This window comes from Pseudomonas sp. B1(2018) (assembly GCF_003097365.1).
Taxonomy (GTDB): Bacteria; Pseudomonadota; Gammaproteobacteria; order Pseudomonadales; family Pseudomonadaceae; genus Aquipseudomonas; species Aquipseudomonas laurylsulfatiphila.
The window spans coordinates 130,975-153,714 of the sequence record NZ_PYUK01000010.1; the positions used below are offsets into that span (position 1 = coordinate 130,975).

The window sequence follows — 22,740 nt, forward strand, 5'->3', positions numbered from 1 at the left end:
GTCAGTCTGCCTCGAGCGATCGGTGTTCCTTGCGCAACGGCTGGCGCATCACCGGGGCGGTCCAGACCTGGCTGCGGTCTTCGCTGGGTGGGCAGCCGAAGCGGGCGCGATAGGTGCGGGAGAAATGCTCCAGTGAACCGAACCCGGAACAGGCCGCCACTTGCGCGACGCTCAGGCGCGTCTGTTGCAGCAGGCTGTGGGCCTTGGCCAGGCGCAGGGTGATGTAGTACTTGAGCGGCGACAGGCCGGTCTGATGCTTGAATTGGCGCTCCAGTTGCCGTCGCGACAGGCCGACCTGAGCGGCAATCGCTTCGCAATCGAGCGGTTCTTCCAGCGCCTGTTCCATCAACCCGATGGCACGGCGAATCTTGCCGCCGTACAGCCCGGTGTTGGTCAGGCCGCCGTCCAGTTGATTGTCGGCCGGTGCGCGTACCTGGCCCATCAACAGGTGCATGCCGATTTCCCGCGCCAGTTCGCTGTCGAGGCTCTGGCCGATCCAGCCCAGCAGCATGTCCAGGGTCGTGGTGGCGCCGGCGCAGGTCATGCGCTGGCGTTCCAGAGTGTAGAGCTGTGGCCGGGCATGGACCCGTGGATAGCTCTCCTGAAACCCTTGCAGATTGTCCCAGTGCACGGCGGCTTCGTAGCCGTCGAGCACCCCGGCGGCGGCGAGCAGTTCGGTACCGGTTTCCACGCCCATCAACACCGCGCCGAACAGCGCCTGCTTGCGCAACCAGCTTTTGAGCGCGAGGTTGCGGCTGTGTTTGTGCACATCGAAACTGGCGAGCACCACGCACACATCGAACCCCTGATCGGCCTTCAAACCGTCATTGGCGACCGTGGTCAGGCCATTGCTGGCTTGTACCGGCTGGCCGTCCAGGGACAGCAGTGACCACTCGAACAAGGGCCGTTGAGTCAGCCAGTTGGCAATGGCCAGCGGCTCCAGCACGGCCGCCAGACCGAAGTTGGAAAACGACGGCAGCATCAGCACCGCGACCCGCAGTGGCGCGACCTCGCCGCGCCGCCAGGTGAAACGTGCATCGGTGCTGATGGACGACTGATTACTCATGAGTGATCTCTATCGTTGCTGCGTTTGCCATTGTGGGTGAATCCACACCGGGGCGTCGACAGCCGGCAGTGGCGGCAAGCCGCGAATCAGGTCGCTGGCCTTTTCCGCAATCATCACCGTCGGTGCATTGGTGTTGCCGCTGACGATCAGCGGCATGATCGAGGCGTCCACCACCCGTAATCCGTCGAGGCCATGCACCCGCAATTGCGCATCGACCACTGCTTCGGCATCGCCCGCCGGGCCCATCTTGCAGGTGCCGCTGGCATGGTAGCCGGTTTCCGTGACCTGCCTGGCCCAGGCGTCCAGTGCTGCATCACTTTGCGCTTGCGGGCCGGGCACCAGTTCTTCGCCCCGGAAAGCGGCCATGGCCGGTTGCGCGATGATCTCGCGCACCAGCCGCGCACCGGCACGCATGTCGGCTCGATCCTGCTCGGTTTTCAGGTAATTGAACAGGATGCGCGGCGGTTGCCTGGGGTCGGCGCTGTTGAGTGTGACGCTACCCAGGCTGGAGGGGCGCATCAGGTCGATATGGATCTGGAACGCATGGCCCGTCACCAGATCGACGCTGCCGGGTTTGACCGCCAAGGGCATGAAGGTCAGTTGCAGGTCGGGATGTTCAATCCCGGCCCGGGAGCGGATGAACGCCCCGGCTTCAAAGTGGTTGCTCGCCGCCAGGCCGTCGTGAGTGGCGAACCAGCGTGCGCCGATCCACCACTTGCCCGGCGCGGTGGTCCACGGGTAGAGCGACACCGGCTGCTTGCAGCGGTATTGCACCACGGTGTCCGGGTGATCGTTGAGGCGGCGGCCAACACCGGGTAAATCATGCTTGACCGTGATCCCCAGATCCCGCAGTTCCGCCTCCGGGCCGACTCCAGATAGCAGCAACAGTTGCGGCGAGTTGATCGCCCCGGCGGTCAGTAGTACTTCGCGCCGGGCAAAGGCCTGGCGGATCTCGCCGTTGTGTTCGTACTCAATGCCAACGGCGCGTTTGCCGTCGAACAGAACGCGCAAAGCCAGGGCATCAGTGCGCACCTGCACATTGCCGCGGGCCAATGCTTCACGCAGATAGCCACGGGCAGTGCTCCAGCGTCGTCCGTCGCGGGTGGTGCGGTCCACAGGGCCAAAGGCTTCTTGGCGATACCCGTTCAGATCATCGCTCAGGCCATACCCGGCTTCGGCACCGGCCACCAGAAACGCCGCGCACAACGGCGTCGTTGTATCGCCCGGGGTGACGTGCAGATGGCCTGCCGCGCCGCGGTAATCGTCCGCGCCATCTGCATGGGTTTGCGCACGCTTGAAATACGGCAGCACATCCTGATAACGCCAGCCGTCGCAGCCCAGTTCGGCCCAGCCGTCGTAGTCCCGGGCATGGCCACGGATGTAGACCATGCCATTGATCGACGACGAACCGCCCAGCGTGCGGCCTCGCGGTGTGCCGATCCGGCGACCGTCCAGATACGGTTCCGGCTCGGAACTGTAGCTCCAGTTGTAGCGCGTGCCGCCCACCACCAGGCCTACGGCGGACGGCATATCGATGGTCCAGCTCTGGTCCGCCGGGCCGGCCTCCAGCAGCAGAATCCGCACCGTCGGGTTTTCGCCCAGACGATTGGCCAACACGCAGCCAGCGGACCCTGCGCCCACGATCAGGTAATCAAATTCATGATCGGACATGGTTTAGGGTGCTCCCTCAATGAAAGGTCAGGACACATAACCCTGTGGGAGCGGGCTTGCTCGCGAATGCGGAGTATCAGGCAATGAAAATGTCGACTGACACACCGCTTTCGCGAGCAAGCTCGCTCCCACAGGGACTGCATTCGTCCGGTCAGTTCGCGGTCGACCCATGAATCCCGTTGAATACCAACCGATGAAAGTGATGCACCAGATGCTCGCTTTCATTGCTGCGCTGGGCATCGATCATGTAGCGGCCCTGGTCGTAACCGAGCGAATGCAGGCCTTTCTGCACTGAGATGTTCAGGGCGATGTCCTCCGGCCCCAGATCCTCGTTCATCCACTTCATGCACGACGTACTCACCGCCGCAGTCTCGGCATTGCTGGAGTAGTAACCGAAGCGCAGCAGCGAGCGCTCGGCGTCCAGCGGAATCATGATGAATGAGCCCAGGAACTCCGAGAACGGGAAGGTGTAGAAGGTATTGTTCGGCCACATGCCGATGTTGAAGAAGCACTCGTCCGGGTTGAGGTCCTTGCGTAGCGGCACGCCGTAGGCTTCGGTCACTGAGAGGTTGGCCGGGGCGATGTAGGTCCACCAGTTGTCGCGTTTGCTCAATTGGTAGCCCTTGAAGTCAATCAGCCGGGCCAGGTCGATGTGGCAAGGCCCCGACAGTTTGAAGTGATAACCCTCGATGGAGTTATCCATGATCACTTTCCAGTTGGCCGGTACGATCACGTCTTGCTCTTCGATCAGGCGCATGTCGGCCAGGTCCGGAAACACCCGGCGCATTTCCTCGTCCGCCCCGGGGAACAAATCTCGCAGGGACGGCGCAGCCGGGTCGAGGTTGAAGTAAATGAAGCCGCCCAATTCTTCGGTGCGGATCTGCGGGATGTTGAACTGCTGCAACTCGAAGTTCTTCATCTTCTCGCAGCGGGGTGCGCTGCGCAGGCTGCCGTCCATTTCGTAGCACCACGAGTGATAGGCGCAACGCACCACGCCACCGGTGGTGCCGCGCCGTTCTTCGAGCAGGCGATTGCCGCGATGCTGGCAAACGTTATGGAAGGCGTGGATCTGGCCCTGACGGTTTTTCGCCACCACTACGCTCTGGTCGAACAGATCCGTGACCACGTACTGTCCCGGCTCGGCGAACTCACTGACGTGCCCGGCCACGTGCCAGGCGTGCATGAAAATGTTGTCGCGCTCGGCCTTGAACAGGGTTTCGTCATAGAAGTAACGCGAGGGCAGGGTGAAGGCTTCTTCCGGGTCCTGATGGTCCCAGCCGTCGATCGGGCTCTGCTGCTTACGGTTCTGGAAACTGTGCATGGGGCGATCTCCTCAGTGACTGGCCGCGCGGTACGGCTTCGTGTTCTGAGGGGTAATCTAGGGTGCGGGGCGGGGCCGGTATTGATCGATTGCGACCAGTTGCGCGGAGAAAACATCAAGAACACCCCCTGTAGGAGCTGCCGCAGGCTGCGATCTTTTGATCTTGAACAATCAAAGTCAAAAGATCGCAGCCTGCGGCAGCTCCTACAGGAGGGCGTGAGAAGGGCGGGGGCTGCTTAGACGCGTTCGAAAATCGCCGCAATCCCCTGGCCGCCACCGATGCACATGGTCACCAGCGCGTAACGGCCGCCGGTGCGGTGCAGTTCGTGGATGGCCTTGGTGGCGATGATCGCGCCGGTCGCGCCCACCGGGTGACCCAGGGCGATGCCCGAACCGTTCGGGTTAACCTTGGCCGGGTCGAGGTCCAGTTCCTGGCTGACGGCGCAGGCCTGGGCGGCGAAGGCGATGTTGGCTTCGATCACGTCGAGGTCGGCGACGGTCAGGCCGGCGCGCTTGAGTGCCAGGCGGGTGGCCGGGATCGGGCCCAGGCCCATGAATTCCGGTTCGACGCCGGCGTGGGCGTAGCTGACCAGGCGGGCCAGTGGCTTCAGGTTGTTGGCCTGGACCGCGTTGCCGCTGGCCATGACCAGCGCGGCGGCGCCGTCGTTCAGGCCCGAGGCGTTGCCGGCGGTGACCGAACCGTCCTTCTTGAACGCCGGCTTCATGGCTGCCAGTTGTTCCAGGGACGTGGCGCGCGGGTGTTCGTCGACGCTGAACAGTTTGACGCCTTTGCGATCCTGGATTTCCACGGTCGCGATCTGCTCGCTGAAGTAGCCGTTGGCAATCGCGTGGGCCGCGCGATTCTGGTCTTCCAGGGCCAGGGCGTCCTGCATTTCACGGGTGATGCCGTTGCGCGCGGCGACGTTTTCGGCGGTGATGCCCATGTGGATGCCATGGAAGGGGTCATGCAGGATGCCGAGCATGTAGTCGATGACCTGGGCGTTGCCCATGCGCGAACCCCAACGGGCGGACGGCATCAGGTACGGGCCACGGCTCATGGATTCGGCACCGGCGCCGACGACGATGTCGGCATCGCCGAGCATCAGGGTCTGGGCGGCGTTGATGATCGCTTGCAGGCCCGAACCGCACAGGCGGTTGACGTTGTAGGCCGGGGTTTCCTTCGGGATGCCGGCGTTCATCGCGGCGACGCGGGAGATGTAGGCGTCGCGAGTTTCGGTCGGGATCACGTTGCCCATCACCAGATGGCCAACGAGCGCCGGGTCCACGGCGGCTCGTTCCAGGGCGGCTTTCACGGCCGTGGTCGCGAGGTCGGCCAGGGGCACGTCCTTGAGCGAACCGCCGAACGTACCGATGGCGGTACGGGCGGCGCTGACGACGTAGATTTCCGGAGTGTTCATGGCTGGTTTCCTTTCGGTGGATTCTTGTCTGTACTGCGATTGAGCAGGGCGTTCAAGGCGGTTTTCGCCTCGTCGGTATTCAGGCGCTGGATGAACAGCGTGTTTTCTTCGCGCAGGGTGGCTTCCAGTTCCGGCAACGTCGCCTGTTTCATCAACTGCCGGGACTGGCGCAAGGCCTCCTGGGGCAGGGCCAAAAAGCGCTGGGCGATTTTTCTGGCCGCTGCCAGGCATTGCTCGCCGTCATCGAAGGCTTCGTTGGCAATGCCCCAGTTCACCGCGTCGTTGCCGTCCAGGCCGTTGCCCAGCAGGAGCAGGCTCGCGGCGCGGGCGTGGCCGAGTCGACGGGGCAGCAACAGGCTGGCACCGAATTCCGGGCACAGGCCGATGTTGACGAACGGCATGCGCAGCTTGGCGTTGCGGGTGACCAGCACCTGATCGCAATGCAGCAGCAAGGTGGTGCCGATGCCGATGGCCGCCCCGCAGACTGCGGCGATCAGTGGCTTTTGCAGGTGCGTGACGACTTTCATCAGGCGAAACGCCGGGGCGTCCAGATGCGTCGGCGGATGCTGGAGGAAATCCACCAGGTCATTGCCACTGGTGAAGCAGGCCGGGCCGCCGGTGAGGATGATCACGCCGGTCTGCGGGTCTTCGTCGGCGGCCAGCAACAGGTCGGCCAGTTGCGTATACATGGCGTTGTTCAGCGCGTTGAGCTTGTCCGGGCGGTCGATGGTCAGCGTCAACACGCCGTCGCGTTGCTCGTGTTTGATCAATTCTGTCATCGCAGGCTCCGCAGGGTCGGTTCAGGCTGCCACTTTAAGCGCCGGACAAATCCCGATCTATGGCAAAACGGGTCAACTGCGCTGCCGCTTTTTGCCATGCCTGTGTGCCAAAAACGACACACACCCATTCGGGGTATGGTTCCGCCCGGCCAATCGACCAATAGTGGAGGCATCCGCTCATCCAGAGCCGAACTCGCTATAAGGTGCATTTGCTATGGGCAAGACACTGCTTAAGGTGATTTCCAGTCTGTTTGTTGTACCGCTGACCTTTCATGCCTACGCCGCACAAGGGGACGAGAGCAATACGCTGCGGCTGTACAACTGGGCGGATTACATCGGTGAAAAAACCATCGCCGATTTCGAAAAGGCCACCGGTATCAAGGTGGTCTACGACACCTTCGACTCTTATGAAACGGTGCAGGCCAAGTTGCTCACCGGCCATTCCGGTTATGACCTGATCGTGTTGAACGCGTCACTCGCGCCACCCCTGATCAAGGCCAAGGTGTTCCAGCCGCTGGACAAAAAACAGCTGCCGGGCTGGACCAACCTCGACCCGCAAGTCCTCGAGGATCTGCAAGGCTACGACCCCGGCACCCAGTACTCGGCGCCCTACACCTGGGGCAGCAACGGCGTGACCTACAACGTCGACAAGATCAAGGAACGCATGCCGGACGCGCCGATCGGTTCGCTGGCGATGATCTTCGATCCGAAGATCGTCTCGCGCTTCGCCGACTGTGGCGTGACCCTGCTCGATGCGCCGACCGAAGTCATCCCCATGGCCTTGACGTATCTGGGACGCGACCCGAGAAGCGCCGCGCCGGAGGATTTGAAGGCCGCCCAGGACTTGCTGTTGTCGGTGCGGCCCTACATCCGCAAATTCGACTCGGTCAATTACCTGACCAGCCTGCCCAACGGCGATGTGTGCATGGCCATGACCTGGTCCGGCGATTACGCCACGGCCATGGCCCGCGCGGCAGAAGCCAAGAAGCAGATCAACCTGGCGTACTTCATCCCCAAGGAAGGCTCGCTGATCTGGTTCGACAACCTGTACATCCCGGCCGATGCGACGCACGTCGCCAATGCGCACAAATTCCTGGAATACCTGATGCAGCCGCAGGTGATGGCGGATGTGAGTGACTACATCAATTACGCCAACAGTAACGCAGCGGCCACGCCCCTGTTGAACGCCGAAGTGCGCGACAACCCGGCGATCTACCCCGATGCACAGACCCGCAAGCGCCTGTTCCCGCAGAAGACCCAGGACGCCAAGGACATGCGGGCGATTACCCGGGTCTGGAGCACCGTGAAAAGCGGCATCTGATTTGTTCGATCGTGAGTCATTTCGGTTAGAGGTTCATTTATGGCGACGCCAACACGCAGCGTTTTTTCCCCAGCGGACGAGTCCCGGCTGGTCAAGGCCGACAAGGCCCATCACATGCACGGCTACCACATGTTCGACGAACACGCCGAGCAAGGCTCGTTGAACATCGTTGCCGGCGATGGCGCCTACATCTACGACACCCAGGGCAACCGCTTTCTCGATGCGGTGGGCGGCATGTGGTGCACCAACATCGGCCTGGGCCGCGAGGAAATGGCCGAGGCCATCGCCGATCAGGTGCGCCAGCTGGCCTATTCGAACCCGTTTTCCGACATGTCGAACAACGTCGCCATCCAGCTGTGCGAAAAACTCGCCAGCCTGGCCCCCGGCGACCTCGACCATGTGTTCCTGACCACCGGCGGCTCCACCGCGGTGGACACGGCTTACCGGCTGATCCAGTACTACCAGAACTGCCGTGGCAAGCCGGAAAAGAAACACGTCATCGCCCGGTTCAACGCCTATCACGGCTCCACCACCCTGACCATGTCGATCGGCAACAAGGCCGCCGACCGGGTGCCGGAATTCGATTACGCCAACCCGCTGATCCACCACGTCTCCAACCCCAACCCGTACCGCGCGCCGGACGGCATGGACGAGGCGCAGTTCCTCGAGTTCCTGGTCAAGGAGTTCGAAGACAAGATCCTGTCGATTGGCGCGGACAAGGTCGCCGCTTTCTTTGCCGAACCGATCATGGGCTCGGGCGGGGTGATCATTCCGCCCCGGGGGTATCTCAAGCGCATGTGGGACGTCTGCCAGCGCTACGACATCCTGTTCGTCGCCGACGAAGTGGTGACCTCGTTCGGGCGCCTCGGCAAGTTCTTCGCTTCCCGGGATGTGTTCGACGTGCAGCCCGACATCATCACCACCGCCAAGGGCCTGACCTCGGCCTACCTGCCGCTGGGCGCGTGCATCTTTTCCGAGCGCATCTGGAAAGTCATCGCCGAGCCGGGCAAGGGCCGCTGCTTCACCCACGGCTTCACCTACAGCGGCCACCCGGTGTGCTGCACGGCGGCGCTGAAGAACATCGAAATCATCGAGCGGGAAAACCTGCTGGCCCATGTCGACACGGTGGGCGCTTATCTGGAAGAGCGCCTGGCCACCCTGCGCGACTTGCCGCTGGTGGGGGATGTGCGCTGCCAGAAACTCATGGCCTGCGTGGAGTTCGTCGCCGATAAACACACCAAGGCGCTGTTCCCCGACGAGATCAACATCGGCGAGAAGATCCACGTGCGGGCGCAGGCCCGGGGTTTGCTGGTGCGGCCGATCATGCACCTCAACGTGATGTCGCCACCGCTGATCCTGACGTTTGGCCAGGTCGATGAGATCGTCGAGACCTTGCGTACATGCATTCTCGAAGTGGCGGCCGAGCTTGAGCAGAGCGGCCAGTACTTCGGCCAATGAACTCGCTGAACAGGCTATTACCAAGGGCCTGTGCACCCGCTAGACTGCGGGGCATGAGCAAACCAGACGACGATACGCTGATCGCGATGCCCTTCGGGGCGTTGCACAAATGGCATGGGGGAATGCGCGAGGCATTCGCCCATGTCGATGAGCCGGACGCCCTGCAGTACCTGGCGTCAGCATTGGCGCAGCTGGTGTCCGTCGAGTCGATGATGATCAGCCTGGAGCGCAAGGACCGCGCACCACAGCTGCTGCATCAGCGCGGGATTGCCCAGGAGTATCAGGTCTCGATTCTTGAGCGCTATTTTTCCGGGGGCTATTTGCTCGACCCGTTCTGCCTGGCGGTGGAACAGGGGTTGGCGCAAGGCTTCTATCACCTGGAGGAAATCGCCCCGGACAACTTCTTCGACAGTGACTATTACAAATCCTATTACCTGAAGGCGGGCTGTTCGGAAGACAGCTACTACATCGTCGATACCGGCAATGACACGAAAATTTCCGTCAGCCTCTATCAGGGTTTCGGCGGTGAATGCCTGAGCGACGCACAGTTGAACCTGCTGCGAGCCGTCGAACCGCTGGTGCGTGAATTCATCAGCGAATTCAGCCAGCGTGGACTGCTGCGCAGTGCCGGGATCGAGCGTGATGACGAGCAAGGCCTGCGCGACGATCTCAAGCATCGCGTGCAGGCGGCGTTCGAGAACTTCGGTTGTGAACTGCTCACCGAACGCGAGCGGGAAGTGGCGCACATGGTGCTGCGCGGGCATTCGGTGAAGTCCACGGCCAGCCAGATGAACATCTCGCCGGAAACCGTACGCATGCACCGCAAGAACCTGTACCTGAAGCTGGAGGTGGGTTCGCAGTCGGAGTTGTTTGCGCTGTTTATCGAGTGGTTGCGCAAGCACTGACAAGCAAAAGATCGCAGCCTGCGGCAGCTACTACAGGGGTTGCGTACACCCGGATGCCCCCAATCCCTGTAGGAGCTGCCGCAGGCTGCGATCTTTTGATCTTCTACTCAAACGGATCGCCCCGGTCCAGAGCCCGATTGACCGCCAACTCCCCCAGCATGATGACTTGCGCAATAACCAGCAGCGTATTGCGACTCGCCCCCTTCGTCCGATCCGCCAGATCTACAGGGGTTGCGTACACCCGGATGTACCCAATCCCTGTAGGAGCTGCCGAAGGCTGCGATCTTTTGATCTTCTACTCAGACGGACCGACCCGGTCCAGAGCCTGATTGACCGCCAACTCCCCCAGCATGATGACTTGCGCAATACCCAGCAGCGTATTGCGATTCGATCCCTCAGTCGACTAAACGTAGGGGTGGCGGCTGTGCGCAAGTTAGTCGACCGGCAAGGAAAGCAAAAACCGGCGCGTCCGAAGACGCCAAGCGCACAGCCACCATCGAGCGCAGGCTGATGCCTGACTGATGATACTCATGCGACCGCTTTAACCTTGCCCGGGCGACTAAACCCGATCACTGACAATCAGTGACGCGAATCAAGTTACCGAGCGGCCCCAAGGCGCACAAGCCGGCGGATTCTGGGGTATGTGTAGGCAACGACGCAAGGCGTTGTAGCTTTCGTGAAGTAACCTCGCGGCCTTTTAAACAAGCAGTAACTTGCCCATAAAAGCGCCGCGAATAAAGGCCCGTAAACCCCTCGCCACCTGGCATTTGCCGCAGCCGCAGTCATGCCCAAATTGATCTCATCAACCATCGAGAGGTGAAGTGAAGAAGCCGGTGGTACGTCAGGGAGACACGCATCAAAAGTCAAAAGATCGCAGCCTGCGGCAGCTCCTACAGGGGGGGCGTACACCCGGATGTACCCGATCCCTGTAGGAGCTGCCGAAGGCTGCGATCTTTTGCGCTTGACCCTTACTCTTCGCGCTTGACCACCAGGGTCAAAATGTCATAACTCGCCACCAGCTCACCCAACTGGTTGGTGACCTCCACATCCCACGCCACCACCCCTTGCGGAATCCCTTGCGGGCTCTTCTTGCCCTGGTCGATCTTGCGTTTGCAGGTCAGGCGCGCCTGGATGGTGTCGCCGATGCCCACCGGGTTGATGAAGCGCAGGGTGTCCAGGCCATAGTTGGCCAGCACCGGGCCGACGCCGGGGGATACGAATAATCCGGCTGCTGCCGACAGTACGAAGTAACCGTGGGCGATGCGCTTGCCGAATTGCGATTCCTTGGCCGCGATGTCGTCGAAGTGCATGTAGAAGTGGTCGCCCGACAGGCAGCCGAAGTTCACCAGGTCGGCTTCGGTGACGGTGCGGCGGTGAGTCAGCAGCGACTCGCCGATCTGCAGGTCCTGGAAATGGCGACGGAACGGATGCACGTCGGTTTCGACGACCTTGGCGCCGCGCACGTATTCGCCGGTGACCGCCGCCAGCATGGTTGGCGAACCTTGCACCGCCGCGCGTTGCAGGTAGTGTTTCACCGCGCGCAGGCCGCCGAGTTCTTCACCGCCGCCGGCGCGGCCCGGGCCGCCGTGCTTGAGTTGTGGCAGCGGTGAGCCGTGACCGGTGGATTCACCGGCGCAGTGGCGATCCAGCACCAGCAGGCGCCCGTGTAAGGCTGCCGCCACCGGAATCGCCTTGGCAGCGATCTGCGGATCCTTGGTCACCAGGCTGGCCACCAGGCTGCCTTTGCCGCGCGCGGCCAGGGCCAGGGCTTCGTCAAGATCGTCGTAGGCCATCAGGGTGCTGACCGGGCCGAACGCTTCGATGTCATGGGCACCGCCCTCGGCATGCGGGTCACGGGCCTGCAACAGGGTCGGGGCGAAGAACGCGCCTTTGTCGACATGTTCACCGCGCGGTTCGAAACCGTCGCGGGCGCCGAACAGCATGTCGCTGCTCTGCAACAGGGCTTCCAGGCGCTCGGCCACGTCCTTCTGCTGGTCGTGGGAAGCCAGTGCGCCCATGCGCACGCCTTCCACCGACGGGTCGCCGACCACCACTTTGGCCAGGCGATCACGCAGACGGGTAGCGACGGCGTCGATGTGTTTGGCCGGCACGATGGCGCGGCGGATGGCGGTGCATTTCTGCCCGGCCTTGGTGGTCATTTCCCGGGCGACTTCCTTGATGAACAGCTCGAACTCTTCGTCGTCCGGCGTCACGTCCGGGGCGAGGATCGCGCAGTTCAGCGAGTCGGCTTCGGCGGTGAACGGCACCGAGTTGCGGATCAGGTTCGGATTGACCCGCAGCTTGGCCGCCGTGTCGGCGGAACCGGTGAAGGTCACCACGTCTTGGCCCTGCAGGCGGTCGAGCAGGTCGCCGGTGCCGCCGATGATCAGTTGCAGGCTGCCCGCCGGAAGCAGGCCGGATTCATCCATCAGGCGCACCACGGCTTCGGTCAGGTAGCTGGTGGCGCTGGCCGGTTTGACGATGCACGGCATGCCGGCGAGGAAGCTCGGCGCGAACTTCTCCAGCATGCCCCAGATCGGGAAGTTGAAGGCATTGATGTGCACGGCCACGCCACCGCGCGGCACGAGGATGTGGGTACCGGCGAAGGTGCCCATTTTGCTCAGTTGCAGCGCCGGGCCTTCGTGGACGACGTTGCCCGACGGCAGTTCCCGCGAACCGAGGCTGGCGTAGGTGAACAGCGTGCTGTTGCCGCCCTCGATGTCGATCCAGCTGTCGGCACGGGTCGCGCCGCTGTGGTGGGAGATCGCGTAGAGCTGTTCCTTGCGCTCGCTCAGGTACAGGGCCAGGGCCTTGAGACGCTGGGCGCGCTGCTGGAAGTCCAGCGCCATCAAGCCGCTGATGCCCTGGCGACGGCCGTGCTCGATGGCTTCGGCGAAGTCCGGGCGTTCTTCATGGGTACGGAAGATTTCATGGCCGTCGATGGCGCTGCGCAGGATTTGTGCGCCGTGTTGGCCGATCCAGCGGCCGGCGATGAAGCTTTGCAGAGTTGCAGGTGAAGAGGACATCACGATTGCTCCAGGTGATGAAGGGTTGAAGCGCGGCCGCGACCGCGCCCTTTCGGAATTACCAAAGCGCCAGGGTGTAGCCGACGATCAAGCGGTTTTCATCGAGGTCGGTCGTCAAGCCGTTGCCGGAACGGAAGGTCACGTTGCGCCAGCGCAGGCTGACGTTCTTGAGCACACCGCTCTGGATGACGTAGCTGATATCGGTGTCGCGCTCCCATTCGCGACCGTTGTCGACGCTGCCCGCCTTGACGTGGCGGCCGTCGGTGTAGCGGGTCATGAAGGTCAGGCCGGGAATGCCTTGCGCCGCGAAGTCATAGTCGTAACGCAGCTGCCAGGAATCCTCCTCGGCGCGGGTAAAGGTGTTGAACGTCACCAGGTTGACCACGTAGGGGTCACCGCCGTTGAGGAACGGAAAGGCGCTGTCGCCGGACAGTTGCTGGTAGGCGGCACTGACCTTGTGGGCGCCGTGGGACACCGTGAACATGCTGTTGAAGTTGCGGTTGTCGATACGCCCGGCGCGTTCGGCACCGTCGCCCCGGCTGTCGAAGTAGCGCACATCGCTGCGCAGGTTGAAGCCGTTGCCCAGCGCTTGCGTATGCAGCAGTCCGGCAAATTGCTGGCGATAGATCTGGTCGAGCTTGCCGTAGTAGTAGCTCAGGTTCAGTTGTGGACTGAACGCGTAGCTGCCACCGCCGAAGTCGAAGTGATCGCTGGTGGCGGCGCCGTAGCCGATGTCATCGTTGCTGGAGGAGTCCCGCAGGTTGGCCTTGGTCAGGCGTCCGGCATTCACCGTCAGGCCGTCGATTTCCTGGCTGGTCAGCAAGCCACCTTCAAAGGTCGAACCCAGCAGGCGCGTGTCGTTGTAAGTCGCCACGGGCAACAAGGGCTGCAAGGTGCCGAGTTTCAACACGCTTTTGGATACTTTCAATTTGCCGGTCAGGCCCAGTTCGCTGTACTCGTCGTCGGGCTCATGGCTCTGCGGGCCAAACGGCAGCAGCCCGGTGCCACGGCGATCCGGGCTGGAGTCGAGCTTCAGCCCCAACTCTCCCAATGCGTCGAGACCGAAACCGAAGGTGCCGTCGGTGAATCCGGATTCGACACGCGCCGTGAAACCCTGGGCCCATTCCTCGGCCCTGGATTGCGGCGCGTTGTGCTGACGGAAGTCGCGGTTGATGTAGTAGTTGCGCATATCGATGCGGGCCTTGCTGTCGCCGATGAAGTCGGCCATGGCGCTGGGGGCGAACATGGGCAGGCTTAATGCGGCGGCCAGCGAAAACAGTGATTCACGAGGTGCGTTACGTGCGGGCTTCATTATTTTTATTCCCTGCCAAAATTCAGTGTTTGCTGGCGCCGGTGGCACCAATGCCGGTCATCGAACGGATGAACTGCGCCAGATAACGACCGCGCTCGAGGGCTGCACGGGGCGAGGTGTCGGTGACGGAAAACAGCCATGCACTGAAGAACGCCAGGCTCATGGAAAACAGCGCCGGGTTGGAGTACGGGAACAGCGCCTTGTCGTGATGCATCACGTTGACCCACACCGCCGGGCTCAGCACCAGCAGGACAATCGCCGAGACCAGGCCGGACAAGCTGCCGAGGACAGCGCCGCGGGTGGTCAGGCCTTTCCAGTACATCGAGAGGAACAGCACCGGGAAATTCACTGATGCGGCGATGGCCAGCACCAGGCCCGAGAGGAAGGCAATGTTCTGCGATTCGAACAGCAGGCCGAGGATGATCGCCAGCACACCGATGCACAGGGTGGCGATTCGCGACACGCGCATTTCCTGCTGTTCCGTGGCCTGGCCCTTGCGCATCACGCAGGCATACAGGTCATGGGACACCGCCGAGGCACCGGACAGTGCCAGCCCGGCAACCACCGCCAGAATGGTGGCGAAGGCGACTGCCGAAATGAAACCGAGGAACAGGTTGCCGCCTACCGCCTGGGCCAGGTGCACGGCGATCATGTTGCCGCCGCCGATGATCGCGCCACTGGCGTCGCGGAACGCCGGATCGGTGCCGACCATGACGATGGCGCCGAAGCCGACGATGATCAGCAGCAAGTAGAAGTAGCCGATGAAACCGGTGGCGTAGAACACGCTTTTACGCGCTTCCTTGGCATCGCTGACGGTGAAGAAACGCATCAGGATATGCGGCAGGCCGGCGGTGCCGAACATCATGCCAAGCCCTAAGGAAATCGCATCGACCGGGTTGGACAACAAGCCGCCGGGGGCCATGATCGCGTTGCCCTTGGCATGCACGGCGGTGGCGCCGGCAAACATGGCCTCGGTGCTGAAGCCGAAGTGCTTGAGCACCATGAACGCCATGAAGCTGGTGCCGAACAACAGCATCACCGCCTTGATGATCTGCACCCAGGTGGTGGCGAGCATGCCGCCGAAGGTCACGTAGAACACCATCAATACGCCGACCAGCATCACCGCATAGAGGTAGTCGATGCCGAACAGCAACTCGATCAGCTTGCCGGCGCCGACCATCTGCGCCACCAGGTACATCAGCGCCACGGTCAGGGTGCCGAAGGCCGAGGTCAGGCGCACCGGGGTCTGTTCCAGGCGATAGGACACCACGTCGGCAAAGGTGTATTTGCCCAGGTTGCGCAGGCGTTCGGCAATCAGGAACAGGATGATCGGCCAGCCGGCCAGCACGCCCAATGCGTAGAGCAGTCCGTCGTAGCCATTGAGGAACATCATCGCGGAAATGCCGAGGAACGAGGCGGCCGAGATCATGTCGCCGGCAATCGCCAGGCCGTTCTGGAAACCGGTCATGCCGCCACCGGCGGTGTAGAAGTCGGCGGCGGAGCGGGTGCGAAGTGCCGCCCAGCGTGTCACACCGAGGGTGAACAGGACGAACACCAGGAACATGCCGATGGCGTTCCAGTTCAGCGGCCGGGAGACGCCGTCGGCGGCCACCGCGATATCAGTGACCACCGTCAGCGGCAGCAGGAACAAGGCGAGAAGGCGACTCATCGGGCGCACTCCTGCTTGAGTTTTTCATTCAAAGGATCGATCACGTTGTTGGCGCGATAGACATAGAAACCGGTCAGCGCGAAGGCCAGCCCGACGATCACGACACCCACCAGCATGCCCACGGTGGTCACGCCGCCGCTCAGGGATTGGCCGAGGGTAGAAGGGGAGAAAGCCACCAGCAGCACGAAGCCGTAATAGATCACCAGCATGGCCAGGCTCAGTGACCAGTACAGCTTCTGTTTGCGACGAACCAGCTGGATGAAATCCGGGTGCTGGCGGATGAGTTCTATTTCCTGGGGTGTCATGACGCGCGCTCCTTTGTTGTTTTTGTTTTGGGTGAAACCGTTGAAAAGATCGCAGCCTGCGGCAGCTCCTACAGGGGATGTGCTTGCCCGGATGCCTGTGTAGGAGCTGCCGAAGGCTGCGATCTTTCAGAGCTGATCGAAATCCAGCACCACCTTGTCGCTGATCGGGAACGCCTGGCACGACAGCACGTAGCCGGCGGCCACTTCGTAGTCTTCCAGGGCGTGGTTGCTGTCCATTTCCACTTCGCCTTCGATGACCTTGCACTTGCAGGTCGAGCACACGCCGGCCTTGCACGAGTAGGGCAGTTCCGCACCTTGCTCGTTACCGGCGTCGAGGATGCTCTGGCTGTTGCGCGGCAAGTCGAAGGCCAGGGCGCGGCCATCGCTGATCACGGTGATCTGGCTGACCGCCGCATCGACCTGGCGGGCGGCTTCGCGGGCCGCACGTTTTTGCTCGCTGCCAGCGGCGGCGAACAGTTCGAAATGGATGCGCTCAGGTGGCATGCCCTTGGCCTTGAGGCTGTCGCGCACGGTCTCGGTCATTTCCTGCGGGCCGCAGATAAACGCCGCATCGAGCGCCTTGACGTCGAGCCAGCGGGTGAACAGCTGCTCGCACTTGTCGGCGTTGATCCGGCCGTTGTACAGGTCGACGTCCTGCTGCTCGCGGCTGAACACGAAGATCAGGTTCAGGCGCTGCAGGTAGCGGTTCTTCAGGTCTTCCAGCTGCTCGCGAAACAGCGCGCCGGAGCTGGAGCGGTTGCCGTACAGCAGGGTGACGCGGCTGTGGGGTTCGGTTTCCAGGGTGGTCTTGATGATCGACAGGATCGGCGTGATCCCGCTGCCTGCGGCCACGGCCAGGTAGTTGCCGTGGCGAGCCGGGTCGAGTTCGACGCAGAAATGCCCGGCCGGTGGCATCACTTCCAGCGTGTGCCCGGCCTTGAGCTGTTCGTTGGCAAACGCCGAAAAGCGTCCACCGGCCACACGCTTGACCGCAATACGCAATTCACCGTCGTTGACCCCGGTGCAGATCGAATAGGAGCGGCGTACTTCTTCGCCGTCCAGTTGGGTGCGCATCACCAGGTGCTGGCCCTGGGTGAAATGAAAGCTGTCTTGCAGGTGCTGCGGAATCTCGAAGGCGATGGACACCGCGTCACGGGTCTCGGCGCGCACGTCCTTGATGGTCAGGCTGTGAAATTTGCTCATTGTTGTTCTCCAGCTGGGACGGCCGATTCGCCGCTCAGATGCACTTGAAATAGTCGAACGGTTCCCGGCAATCGACGCAGCGGTACAGCGCCTTGCAGGCGGTGGAGCCGAACTCGCTGAGGACCTCGGTGTGGGCGCTGCCGCATTGCGGGCACACAACCTGCGGGCTTTCACCGAGCAGGCTGCGCTTGCTGGTGCTGCCCTCCGGCGGCGCAATGCCGTAGGCGCGCAGGCGTTCACGGCCGCTGTCGCTGATCCAGTCGGTGGTCCAGGCCGGGGTCAACTTGCGTTCCAACTGCGGCGCCTTGAACCCGGCGAGTTCAAGGGCTTCGCGGATGTCGCTCTCGATCACTTCGGTGGCCGGGCAGCCGGAGTAGGTCGGCGTGACCACCACGTGAAGGTGGCCGGCCTGCCAGTCCAGGTCGCGGACGATGCCCAGGTCAACCACGCTGACCACCGGCACTTCCGGGTCCATGACCTCTGAAAGGATCGCCCATGCGGCGGCCAGGTCGGTCGGCCCCGCCGGCCGGGCACCGAGGTCGCTGGCGATCAGCTCACCAGGTTGCATCGGGGTACGCTCGTGGCAGGCACTGCATTTCGGCCAGCAGGATGCCCAGGTGTTCGCTGTGCAGGCCCTTGCGTGCATTCAGGTAGAAATAGCTCGGTGCGGCGGGCACGGGCAGGGTGGCGCTGGCGAAGATCTGCTCGACCTTGGCTTGCCACTGGGCGGCCACACTGGCGATGTCCGGGGTGATGCCGGCGTCGCACAGGCGCTGCTCGCTGTCGTCGGCGGCGATCAGTTCCACGGTGAAGCGCCAGACTTCAGGGATGGCCGCGAGCATGCGCTTGTGGCTTTCCTCGGTGCCGTCACCCATACGCTCGATCCACTCGCCGGAGCGGCGCAGGTGATAGGTCACTTCCTTCACCGCCTTGGCGGCGATCCCGGCGATGCGTTCGTCGCTGGACTGGCTCAGGCCCTGCAGCACCGGCAAATGCCAGGCGTCGTAGAGGAACTGCTTGAGCATGGTCACCGCGAAGTCGCCGTTGGGTTGTTCCACCAGCAGCAGGTTGCGGTAAGCGCGCTCGTCGCGGCGGAACGCCAGGTGATCGGCGTCGCGGCCGTCGTCCAGCAGTTCGGCGGCGTACTCCAGCCAGTTGCGCGCCTGGCCCACCAGGTCGAGGCCGACGTTCATCAGCGCCAGCTCTTCTTCCAGTGCCGGAGCCTTGCCGCACCACTGGCACAGGCGCTGGCCCTGGATCAGGGCGCTGTCGCCGAGGCGCAGCAGGTATTCGATCAGATCAGTCTTGTTGTCCATGGTCGACCTCACATGTGCCCGACTTCGGCCGGCAGCTCGTAGAAGCTGGCGTGGCGGTAGACCTTGTCGTCCGACGGATCGAACAGCGGGTCTTTTTCATCCGGCGACGAGGCGGTGATCAATGCCGAAGGCACCACCCACAGGCTCACGCCTTCGCTGCGACGGGTGTAGAGCTCGCGCGCGTTTTCGATGGCCATGGTGGTGTCGGCGGCATGCACGCTGCCGACGTGCTTGTGGTTCAGGCCGTGCTTGCTGCGCACGAAGACTTCGAAGAGGGTCCACTCGGACATTTCAGTTACTCCACATCTGTTCGGTTTTTTGCTGGCGGGGCGGAAGATCAAAAGATCGCAGCCTGCGGCAGCTCCTGCATGGGATCGCCGGCTTCTGTAGGAGCTGCCGCAGGCTGCGATCTTTTAGCGGCTCTGGAGTCGCTGAAGATCAAGATCAGAAGATCGCAGCCTTCGGCAGCTCCTACAGGGGGCGATTTGACTTACGCGGCGTTCTTGTTTTGTTTTTTGCGGGCATGGGCGACGGCGGCTTCGCGCACCCAGGCACCGTCTTCGATCGCCTTGCGGCGGGCGGCGACGCGTTCCTGGTTGCACGGGCCGTTGCCCTTGAGCACTTCGTAGAATTCGTTCCACTGGATTTCGCCGAAGTCGTAGTGGCCGCGCTCGGCGTTCCACTTCAAGTCCGGGTCGGGGCAGGTGCAGCCCAGCAGCTCCAGCTGCGGGATGGTCTGGTCGATGAAGCGCTGGCGCAGTTCGTCGTTGCTCTGGCGCTTGATTTTCCAGGCCATGGACTGGGCGCTGTTCGGCGAGTGTTCGTCGCTTGGGCCAAACATCATCAGCGACGGCCACCACAGGCGGTTGATCGCGTCCTGGACCATGTCTTTTTGCGCCTGGTTACCGTGGCGCATCATGGTCAGGAGGATTTCGTAGCCCTGGCGCTGGTGGAAGCTCTCTTCCTTGCAGATGCGGATCATCGCCCGGGAATACGGGCCGTAGGAGGTGCGCTGCAGCACCACCTGGTTGACGATCGCCGCGCCATCCACCAGCCAGCCCACCGCGCCCATGTCGGCCCAGTTCAGCGTCGGGTAATTGAAGATGCTCGAGTACTTGGCCTTGCCGCTGTGCAGTTTGGCGATCTCTTCATCACGGTCGGCGCCGAGGGTTTCCATGGCGCTGTACAGGTACAGGCCGTGGCCGGCTTCGTCCTGGATCTTGGCCATCAGTTGCAGTTTGCGTTTGAGCGACGGCGCGCGGGTAACCCAGTTGCCTTCGGGCAGCATGCCGACGATTTCGGAGTGGGCGTGCTGGGAAATCTGCCGGATCAGGGTCTGGCGGTAGGCATCTGGCATCCAGTTCTTGGCTTCGATCTTGATTTCTGAATCGATTTTTTCCTGGAAGGCGCGTTCCTGTTCGGACATTTCCGAGAGGTCCTTGATGCGCTTTACGCCTGTTTCTACGAGCTGTGCGTACATTTTTGAGTTCCCGCCTTGAATCTGTTCTGGGGCATGGGGACTTTATAAGCGATACAGAATTTAATATCAAACACAAAATGACGTGTCGTATTTGTTTTTTGTATCGCTTTGGGGGTTGGGGGGCTTTGGGTGGGGGTGCATATCCGTTTCTTCGTTTGCGGCGGCTGGCGGTTTCGCCCTTACGGCGACTCACTTTTTTTACAAGCGCCTAAAAAAAGTAAGCAAAAAAACGCTCGCCCCGAACGTACGGCCCCTCGCTGAGGCTCGGGGTACCTTCGCTCCGGTATTCATCCGGGGGCATTGCCCTCCGGTCGGCTTCGCTTCGACCTACATGCAATGAGTTCGACTGCGTCGAACGGCGCTGTGCGCCAGTCCCCGGATGAACACCTGCGCTCAGCCTGCCGAGGGGGCGGGTGGATCAAGATCAAGAGCTGCAGGCGAGCTAACGCTCGGCCTGTTGAGTGGTGAAGAGCGGCGTGGTGTGGGCTGCTCTGTCTTTGCTTTTCTGTGGGAGCGAGCTTGCTCGCGATGGCGGCCTGACAGCCGACCAAGATCTTGCTGATGCCCACCGTTCAAATTGTGGGAGCGGGCTTGCCCGCGAAGGCGGCCTGCCAGCCGACCAATCTCTCGCAGGCATACCCGGATCAACTGTGGGAGCGAGCCTGCTCGCGATGGCGGTCTGCCAGTCGACTAGGTACCTCACAGACGAACGAAACCCGCGAACAGGCCGGCCGGTAGGCCGCCTCGGACGCTGTTGCGGTGTACGCCCCCTCGTGAGGCCGAGTGGAGGTTCTGCGCAGTGGGCAACCCGGCATGGATGCCGGGTTAGCCGCCCCCGGCCATGGATGGCCGATGGCGGCGGGCCCACGGAGCAGGACCGGAGCGAGGGCATGCCGAGCCACGGCGAGGCACCGAATGTCAGGGGCAAGAGCGTTTGGTTACTTTGCGCTTTTCAAAGTGACCCGCTGTAAGAGCGGAACCATAGGAGGCCGTTACCGAAGAAACGGATATGTACGCAATCAAAAAAAGACAGGCTGGCAGTCAAGCCGCCTTCGCGAGCAGGCTCGCTCCCACAGGAATAGGGCTCGACTCCAGAGTCGGTAAAGCCCGGCCAAAAAAAAGCCCCGCAATTAGCGGGGCCATAAAGGGTGCAGCAGTCATGCTTTAGGGCGTTTATCCAACACGTGGCAAGCCTTGCCCTCGGATCGCTTGATCGAGTGGAAAGGCTGCAAAACAACCCGCGAACTGATCCCGATATACGTCTTGATGTGTTTGCTCAGTTCCCCGCAAACAGCCTTCTGCTGTTCATCGGTCAGGTGCTGGTGCTCGGCCTTCAACTCGACATGCACATCAACGCTGTCCAGGTTGCCATTGCGATACAGATGGATCTCATAGCACTCGGCGAGTTGTTTGACTTTGAGTACCTGTTCCTCGATCTGTGTCGGAAACACGTTGACCCCGCGGATGATCAGCATGTCGTCGCTGCGTCCGGTGATCTTGTCGATGCGGCGCATCGGTCGCGCGGTACCCGGCAGCAGGCGCGTCAGGTCGCGGGTGCGGTAGCGGATCATCGGCAAAGCTTCTTTGCTCAGGGAGGTGAACACCAGTTCGCCCATCTGCCCGTCCGGCAGTACTTCGCCAGTGACCGGGTCGATGATTTCCGGGTAGAAGTGGTCTTCCCAGATGGTCGGGCCGTCCTTGGTTTCGGCGCATTCCATGGCGACACCTGGCCCCATGATTTCCGACAGGCCGTAGATGTCCAGGGCGGTGATGCCCAGGCGCGCCTCGATGGCGCTGCGCAGTTCGGCGGTCCACGGCTCGGCGCCGAAGATGCCCAGGCGCAGGGCGAGTTTGTGCGGGTCGATGCCCTGGCGCTCGATTTCGTCGGCGATGTTGAGCATGTACGACGGCGTGACCATGATGATGTCCGGCTGGAAATCCTTGATCAGTTGCACTTGTTTTTCGGTCTGGCCACCGGACATCGGGATTACCGTGCAGCCGAGGCGTTCGGCGCCGTAGTGCGCGCCGAGGCCACCGGTGAACAGGCCGTAGCCATAGGAGATGTGCACCTTGTCGCCACGGCGGCCACCGGCGGCGCGGATCGAGCGGGCCACCACGTTGGCCCAGGTGTCGATGTCGTTCTGGGTGTAGCCGACCACGGTCGGTTTGCCGGTGGTGCCGCTGGACGCGTGCAGGCGTACGATGTCGTTCATCTGCACGGCAAACATGCCGTAGGGGTAGTTGTCGCGCAGGTCGGACTTGGTGGTGAAAGGGAATTTCGCCAGGTCGTCGAGGGACTTGATGTCGTCCGGGTGCACGCCCAGCGCATCGAAGCGCTGACGGTACAGCGGCACGTTGTTGTAGGCGTGGTTCAGGCTCCAGCGCAGGCGTTCCAGCTGATGCTGGCGCAGCTCGTCGATGCTGGCGGTTTCCAGCGGGTCCAGCACAGGGTTCAGCACGGCTTGGGCAATTGGCATGTTCATGTGTTCA

Annotated in this window: 18 protein-coding genes and 2 pseudogenes; 3 read left to right on the forward strand and 17 right to left on the reverse strand. The window is 62.3% G+C overall.

The features are described from left to right. Position 1: 1 nt before the first annotated feature. The 5 genes from C9422_RS17380 to C9422_RS17400 all read right to left on the reverse strand — a co-directional run bounded on the left by C9422_RS17380 (position 2) and on the right by C9422_RS17400 (position 6,255). Positions 2 to 1,066: a GlxA family transcriptional regulator gene (locus tag C9422_RS17380; RefSeq protein ID WP_116581516.1), complete on the reverse strand. Its 1,065-nt coding sequence runs from the start codon at positions 1,064 to 1,066 to the stop codon at positions 2 to 4. A 9-nt stretch (positions 1,067 to 1,075) separates the two neighbouring features. Further along, positions 1,076 to 2,737: a choline dehydrogenase gene (locus tag C9422_RS17385; RefSeq protein ID WP_116581517.1), complete on the reverse strand. Its 1,662-nt coding sequence runs from the start codon at positions 2,735 to 2,737 to the stop codon at positions 1,076 to 1,078. 151 nt (positions 2,738 to 2,888) lie between these two features. Continuing rightward, a complete protein-coding gene (locus tag C9422_RS17390) occupies positions 2,889 to 4,058 on the reverse strand; it encodes an aromatic ring-hydroxylating dioxygenase subunit alpha (protein ID WP_116581518.1) in 1,170 nt (389 codons plus the stop codon). Between the two features lie 236 nt (positions 4,059 to 4,294). After that, positions 4,295 to 5,476: an acetyl-CoA C-acyltransferase family protein gene (locus tag C9422_RS17395; RefSeq protein ID WP_095968036.1), complete on the reverse strand. Its 1,182-nt coding sequence runs from the start codon at positions 5,474 to 5,476 to the stop codon at positions 4,295 to 4,297. Further along, the gene (locus C9422_RS17400; RefSeq protein WP_116581519.1) at positions 5,473 to 6,255 is read right to left on the reverse strand and encodes an enoyl-CoA hydratase-related protein; all 783 of its coding nucleotides are present in this window, start codon (positions 6,253 to 6,255) and stop codon (positions 5,473 to 5,475) included. The genes C9422_RS17395 and C9422_RS17400 overlap by 4 nt, the downstream gene beginning before the upstream one ends. Positions 6,256 to 6,469: 214 nt before the next feature. On the opposite strand from C9422_RS17400, the gene C9422_RS17405 reads away from it, so the two are divergent. The 3 genes from C9422_RS17405 to C9422_RS17415 are packed head-to-tail and all read left to right on the forward strand — an operon-like array spanning position 6,470 to position 9,939. Then, positions 6,470 to 7,576 carry a polyamine ABC transporter substrate-binding protein gene (locus C9422_RS17405; protein WP_116581520.1) on the forward strand — a complete coding sequence of 369 codons (1,107 nt, stop codon included), beginning with the start codon at positions 6,470 to 6,472 and terminating at the stop codon, positions 7,574 to 7,576. A gap of 39 nt (positions 7,577 to 7,615) precedes the next feature. Beyond that, a complete protein-coding gene (locus C9422_RS17410) occupies positions 7,616 to 9,034 on the forward strand; it encodes an aminotransferase (RefSeq protein ID WP_116581521.1) in 1,419 nt (472 codons plus the stop codon). Beyond that, the gene (locus C9422_RS17415) at positions 9,031 to 9,939 is read left to right on the forward strand and encodes a LuxR C-terminal-related transcriptional regulator (protein WP_116581522.1); all 909 of its coding nucleotides are present in this window, start codon (positions 9,031 to 9,033) and stop codon (positions 9,937 to 9,939) included. The genes C9422_RS17410 and C9422_RS17415 overlap by 4 nt, the downstream gene beginning before the upstream one ends. A 103-nt stretch (positions 9,940 to 10,042) precedes the next feature. On the opposite strand, the pseudogene C9422_RS32940 reads toward C9422_RS17415, so the two are convergent. The 12 genes and pseudogenes from C9422_RS32940 to paaK form a co-directional block, all read right to left on the reverse strand. Further along, positions 10,043 to 10,165 (reverse strand): annotated as a pseudogene (locus C9422_RS32940) (DUF6124 family protein); the annotation flags it as partial. 69 nt (positions 10,166 to 10,234) lie between these two features. Beyond that, positions 10,235 to 10,336: pseudogene (locus tag C9422_RS32945) on the reverse strand (DUF6124 family protein); the annotation flags it as partial. 571 nt (positions 10,337 to 10,907) lie between these two features. Next, entirely contained in the window at positions 10,908 to 12,965 is a 2,058-nt protein-coding gene (gene paaZ, locus C9422_RS17420) for a phenylacetic acid degradation bifunctional protein PaaZ (protein WP_116581523.1), read from the reverse strand. A gap of 58 nt (positions 12,966 to 13,023) precedes the next feature. Next, positions 13,024 to 14,277: an OprD family porin gene (locus C9422_RS17425; RefSeq protein ID WP_007978003.1), complete on the reverse strand. Its 1,254-nt coding sequence runs from the start codon at positions 14,275 to 14,277 to the stop codon at positions 13,024 to 13,026. A 22-nt stretch (positions 14,278 to 14,299) separates the two neighbouring features. After that, positions 14,300 to 15,946 (reverse strand): cation acetate symporter, encoded by a 1,647-nt coding sequence (locus C9422_RS17430; protein ID WP_116581524.1) that lies wholly within the window; start codon positions 15,944 to 15,946, stop codon positions 14,300 to 14,302. Beyond that, positions 15,943 to 16,251: a DUF485 domain-containing protein gene (locus tag C9422_RS17435; RefSeq protein WP_007978006.1), complete on the reverse strand. Its 309-nt coding sequence runs from the start codon at positions 16,249 to 16,251 to the stop codon at positions 15,943 to 15,945. The genes C9422_RS17430 and C9422_RS17435 overlap by 4 nt, the downstream gene beginning before the upstream one ends. Positions 16,252 to 16,377: 126 nt before the next feature. Next, complete coding sequence (gene paaE / locus C9422_RS17440; RefSeq protein ID WP_116581525.1) at positions 16,378 to 17,454, reverse strand: 1,2-phenylacetyl-CoA epoxidase subunit PaaE; 1,077 nt, start codon at positions 17,452 to 17,454, stop codon at positions 16,378 to 16,380. Between the two features lie 34 nt (positions 17,455 to 17,488). Then, complete coding sequence (gene paaD, locus C9422_RS17445) at positions 17,489 to 18,022, reverse strand: 1,2-phenylacetyl-CoA epoxidase subunit PaaD (RefSeq protein ID WP_116581526.1); 534 nt, start codon at positions 18,020 to 18,022, stop codon at positions 17,489 to 17,491. Further along, the gene (gene paaC, locus C9422_RS17450; protein WP_116581527.1) at positions 18,009 to 18,770 is read right to left on the reverse strand and encodes a 1,2-phenylacetyl-CoA epoxidase subunit PaaC; all 762 of its coding nucleotides are present in this window, start codon (positions 18,768 to 18,770) and stop codon (positions 18,009 to 18,011) included. The genes paaD and paaC overlap by 14 nt, the downstream gene beginning before the upstream one ends. A gap of 8 nt (positions 18,771 to 18,778) precedes the next feature. After that, positions 18,779 to 19,060: a 1,2-phenylacetyl-CoA epoxidase subunit PaaB gene (gene paaB, locus C9422_RS17455; RefSeq protein WP_007943393.1), complete on the reverse strand. Its 282-nt coding sequence runs from the start codon at positions 19,058 to 19,060 to the stop codon at positions 18,779 to 18,781. Positions 19,061 to 19,260: 200 nt separating this feature from the next. Further along, a complete protein-coding gene (gene paaA, locus C9422_RS17460; RefSeq protein WP_007978015.1) occupies positions 19,261 to 20,250 on the reverse strand; it encodes a 1,2-phenylacetyl-CoA epoxidase subunit PaaA in 990 nt (329 codons plus the stop codon). Positions 20,251 to 21,407: 1,157 nt separating this feature from the next. Further along, positions 21,408 to 22,733, reverse strand: a complete 1,326-nt coding sequence (paaK, locus tag C9422_RS17470) for a phenylacetate--CoA ligase PaaK (RefSeq protein ID WP_116581528.1) — start codon at positions 22,731 to 22,733, stop codon at positions 21,408 to 21,410. Between the last annotated feature and the right edge of the window lie 7 nt (positions 22,734 to 22,740).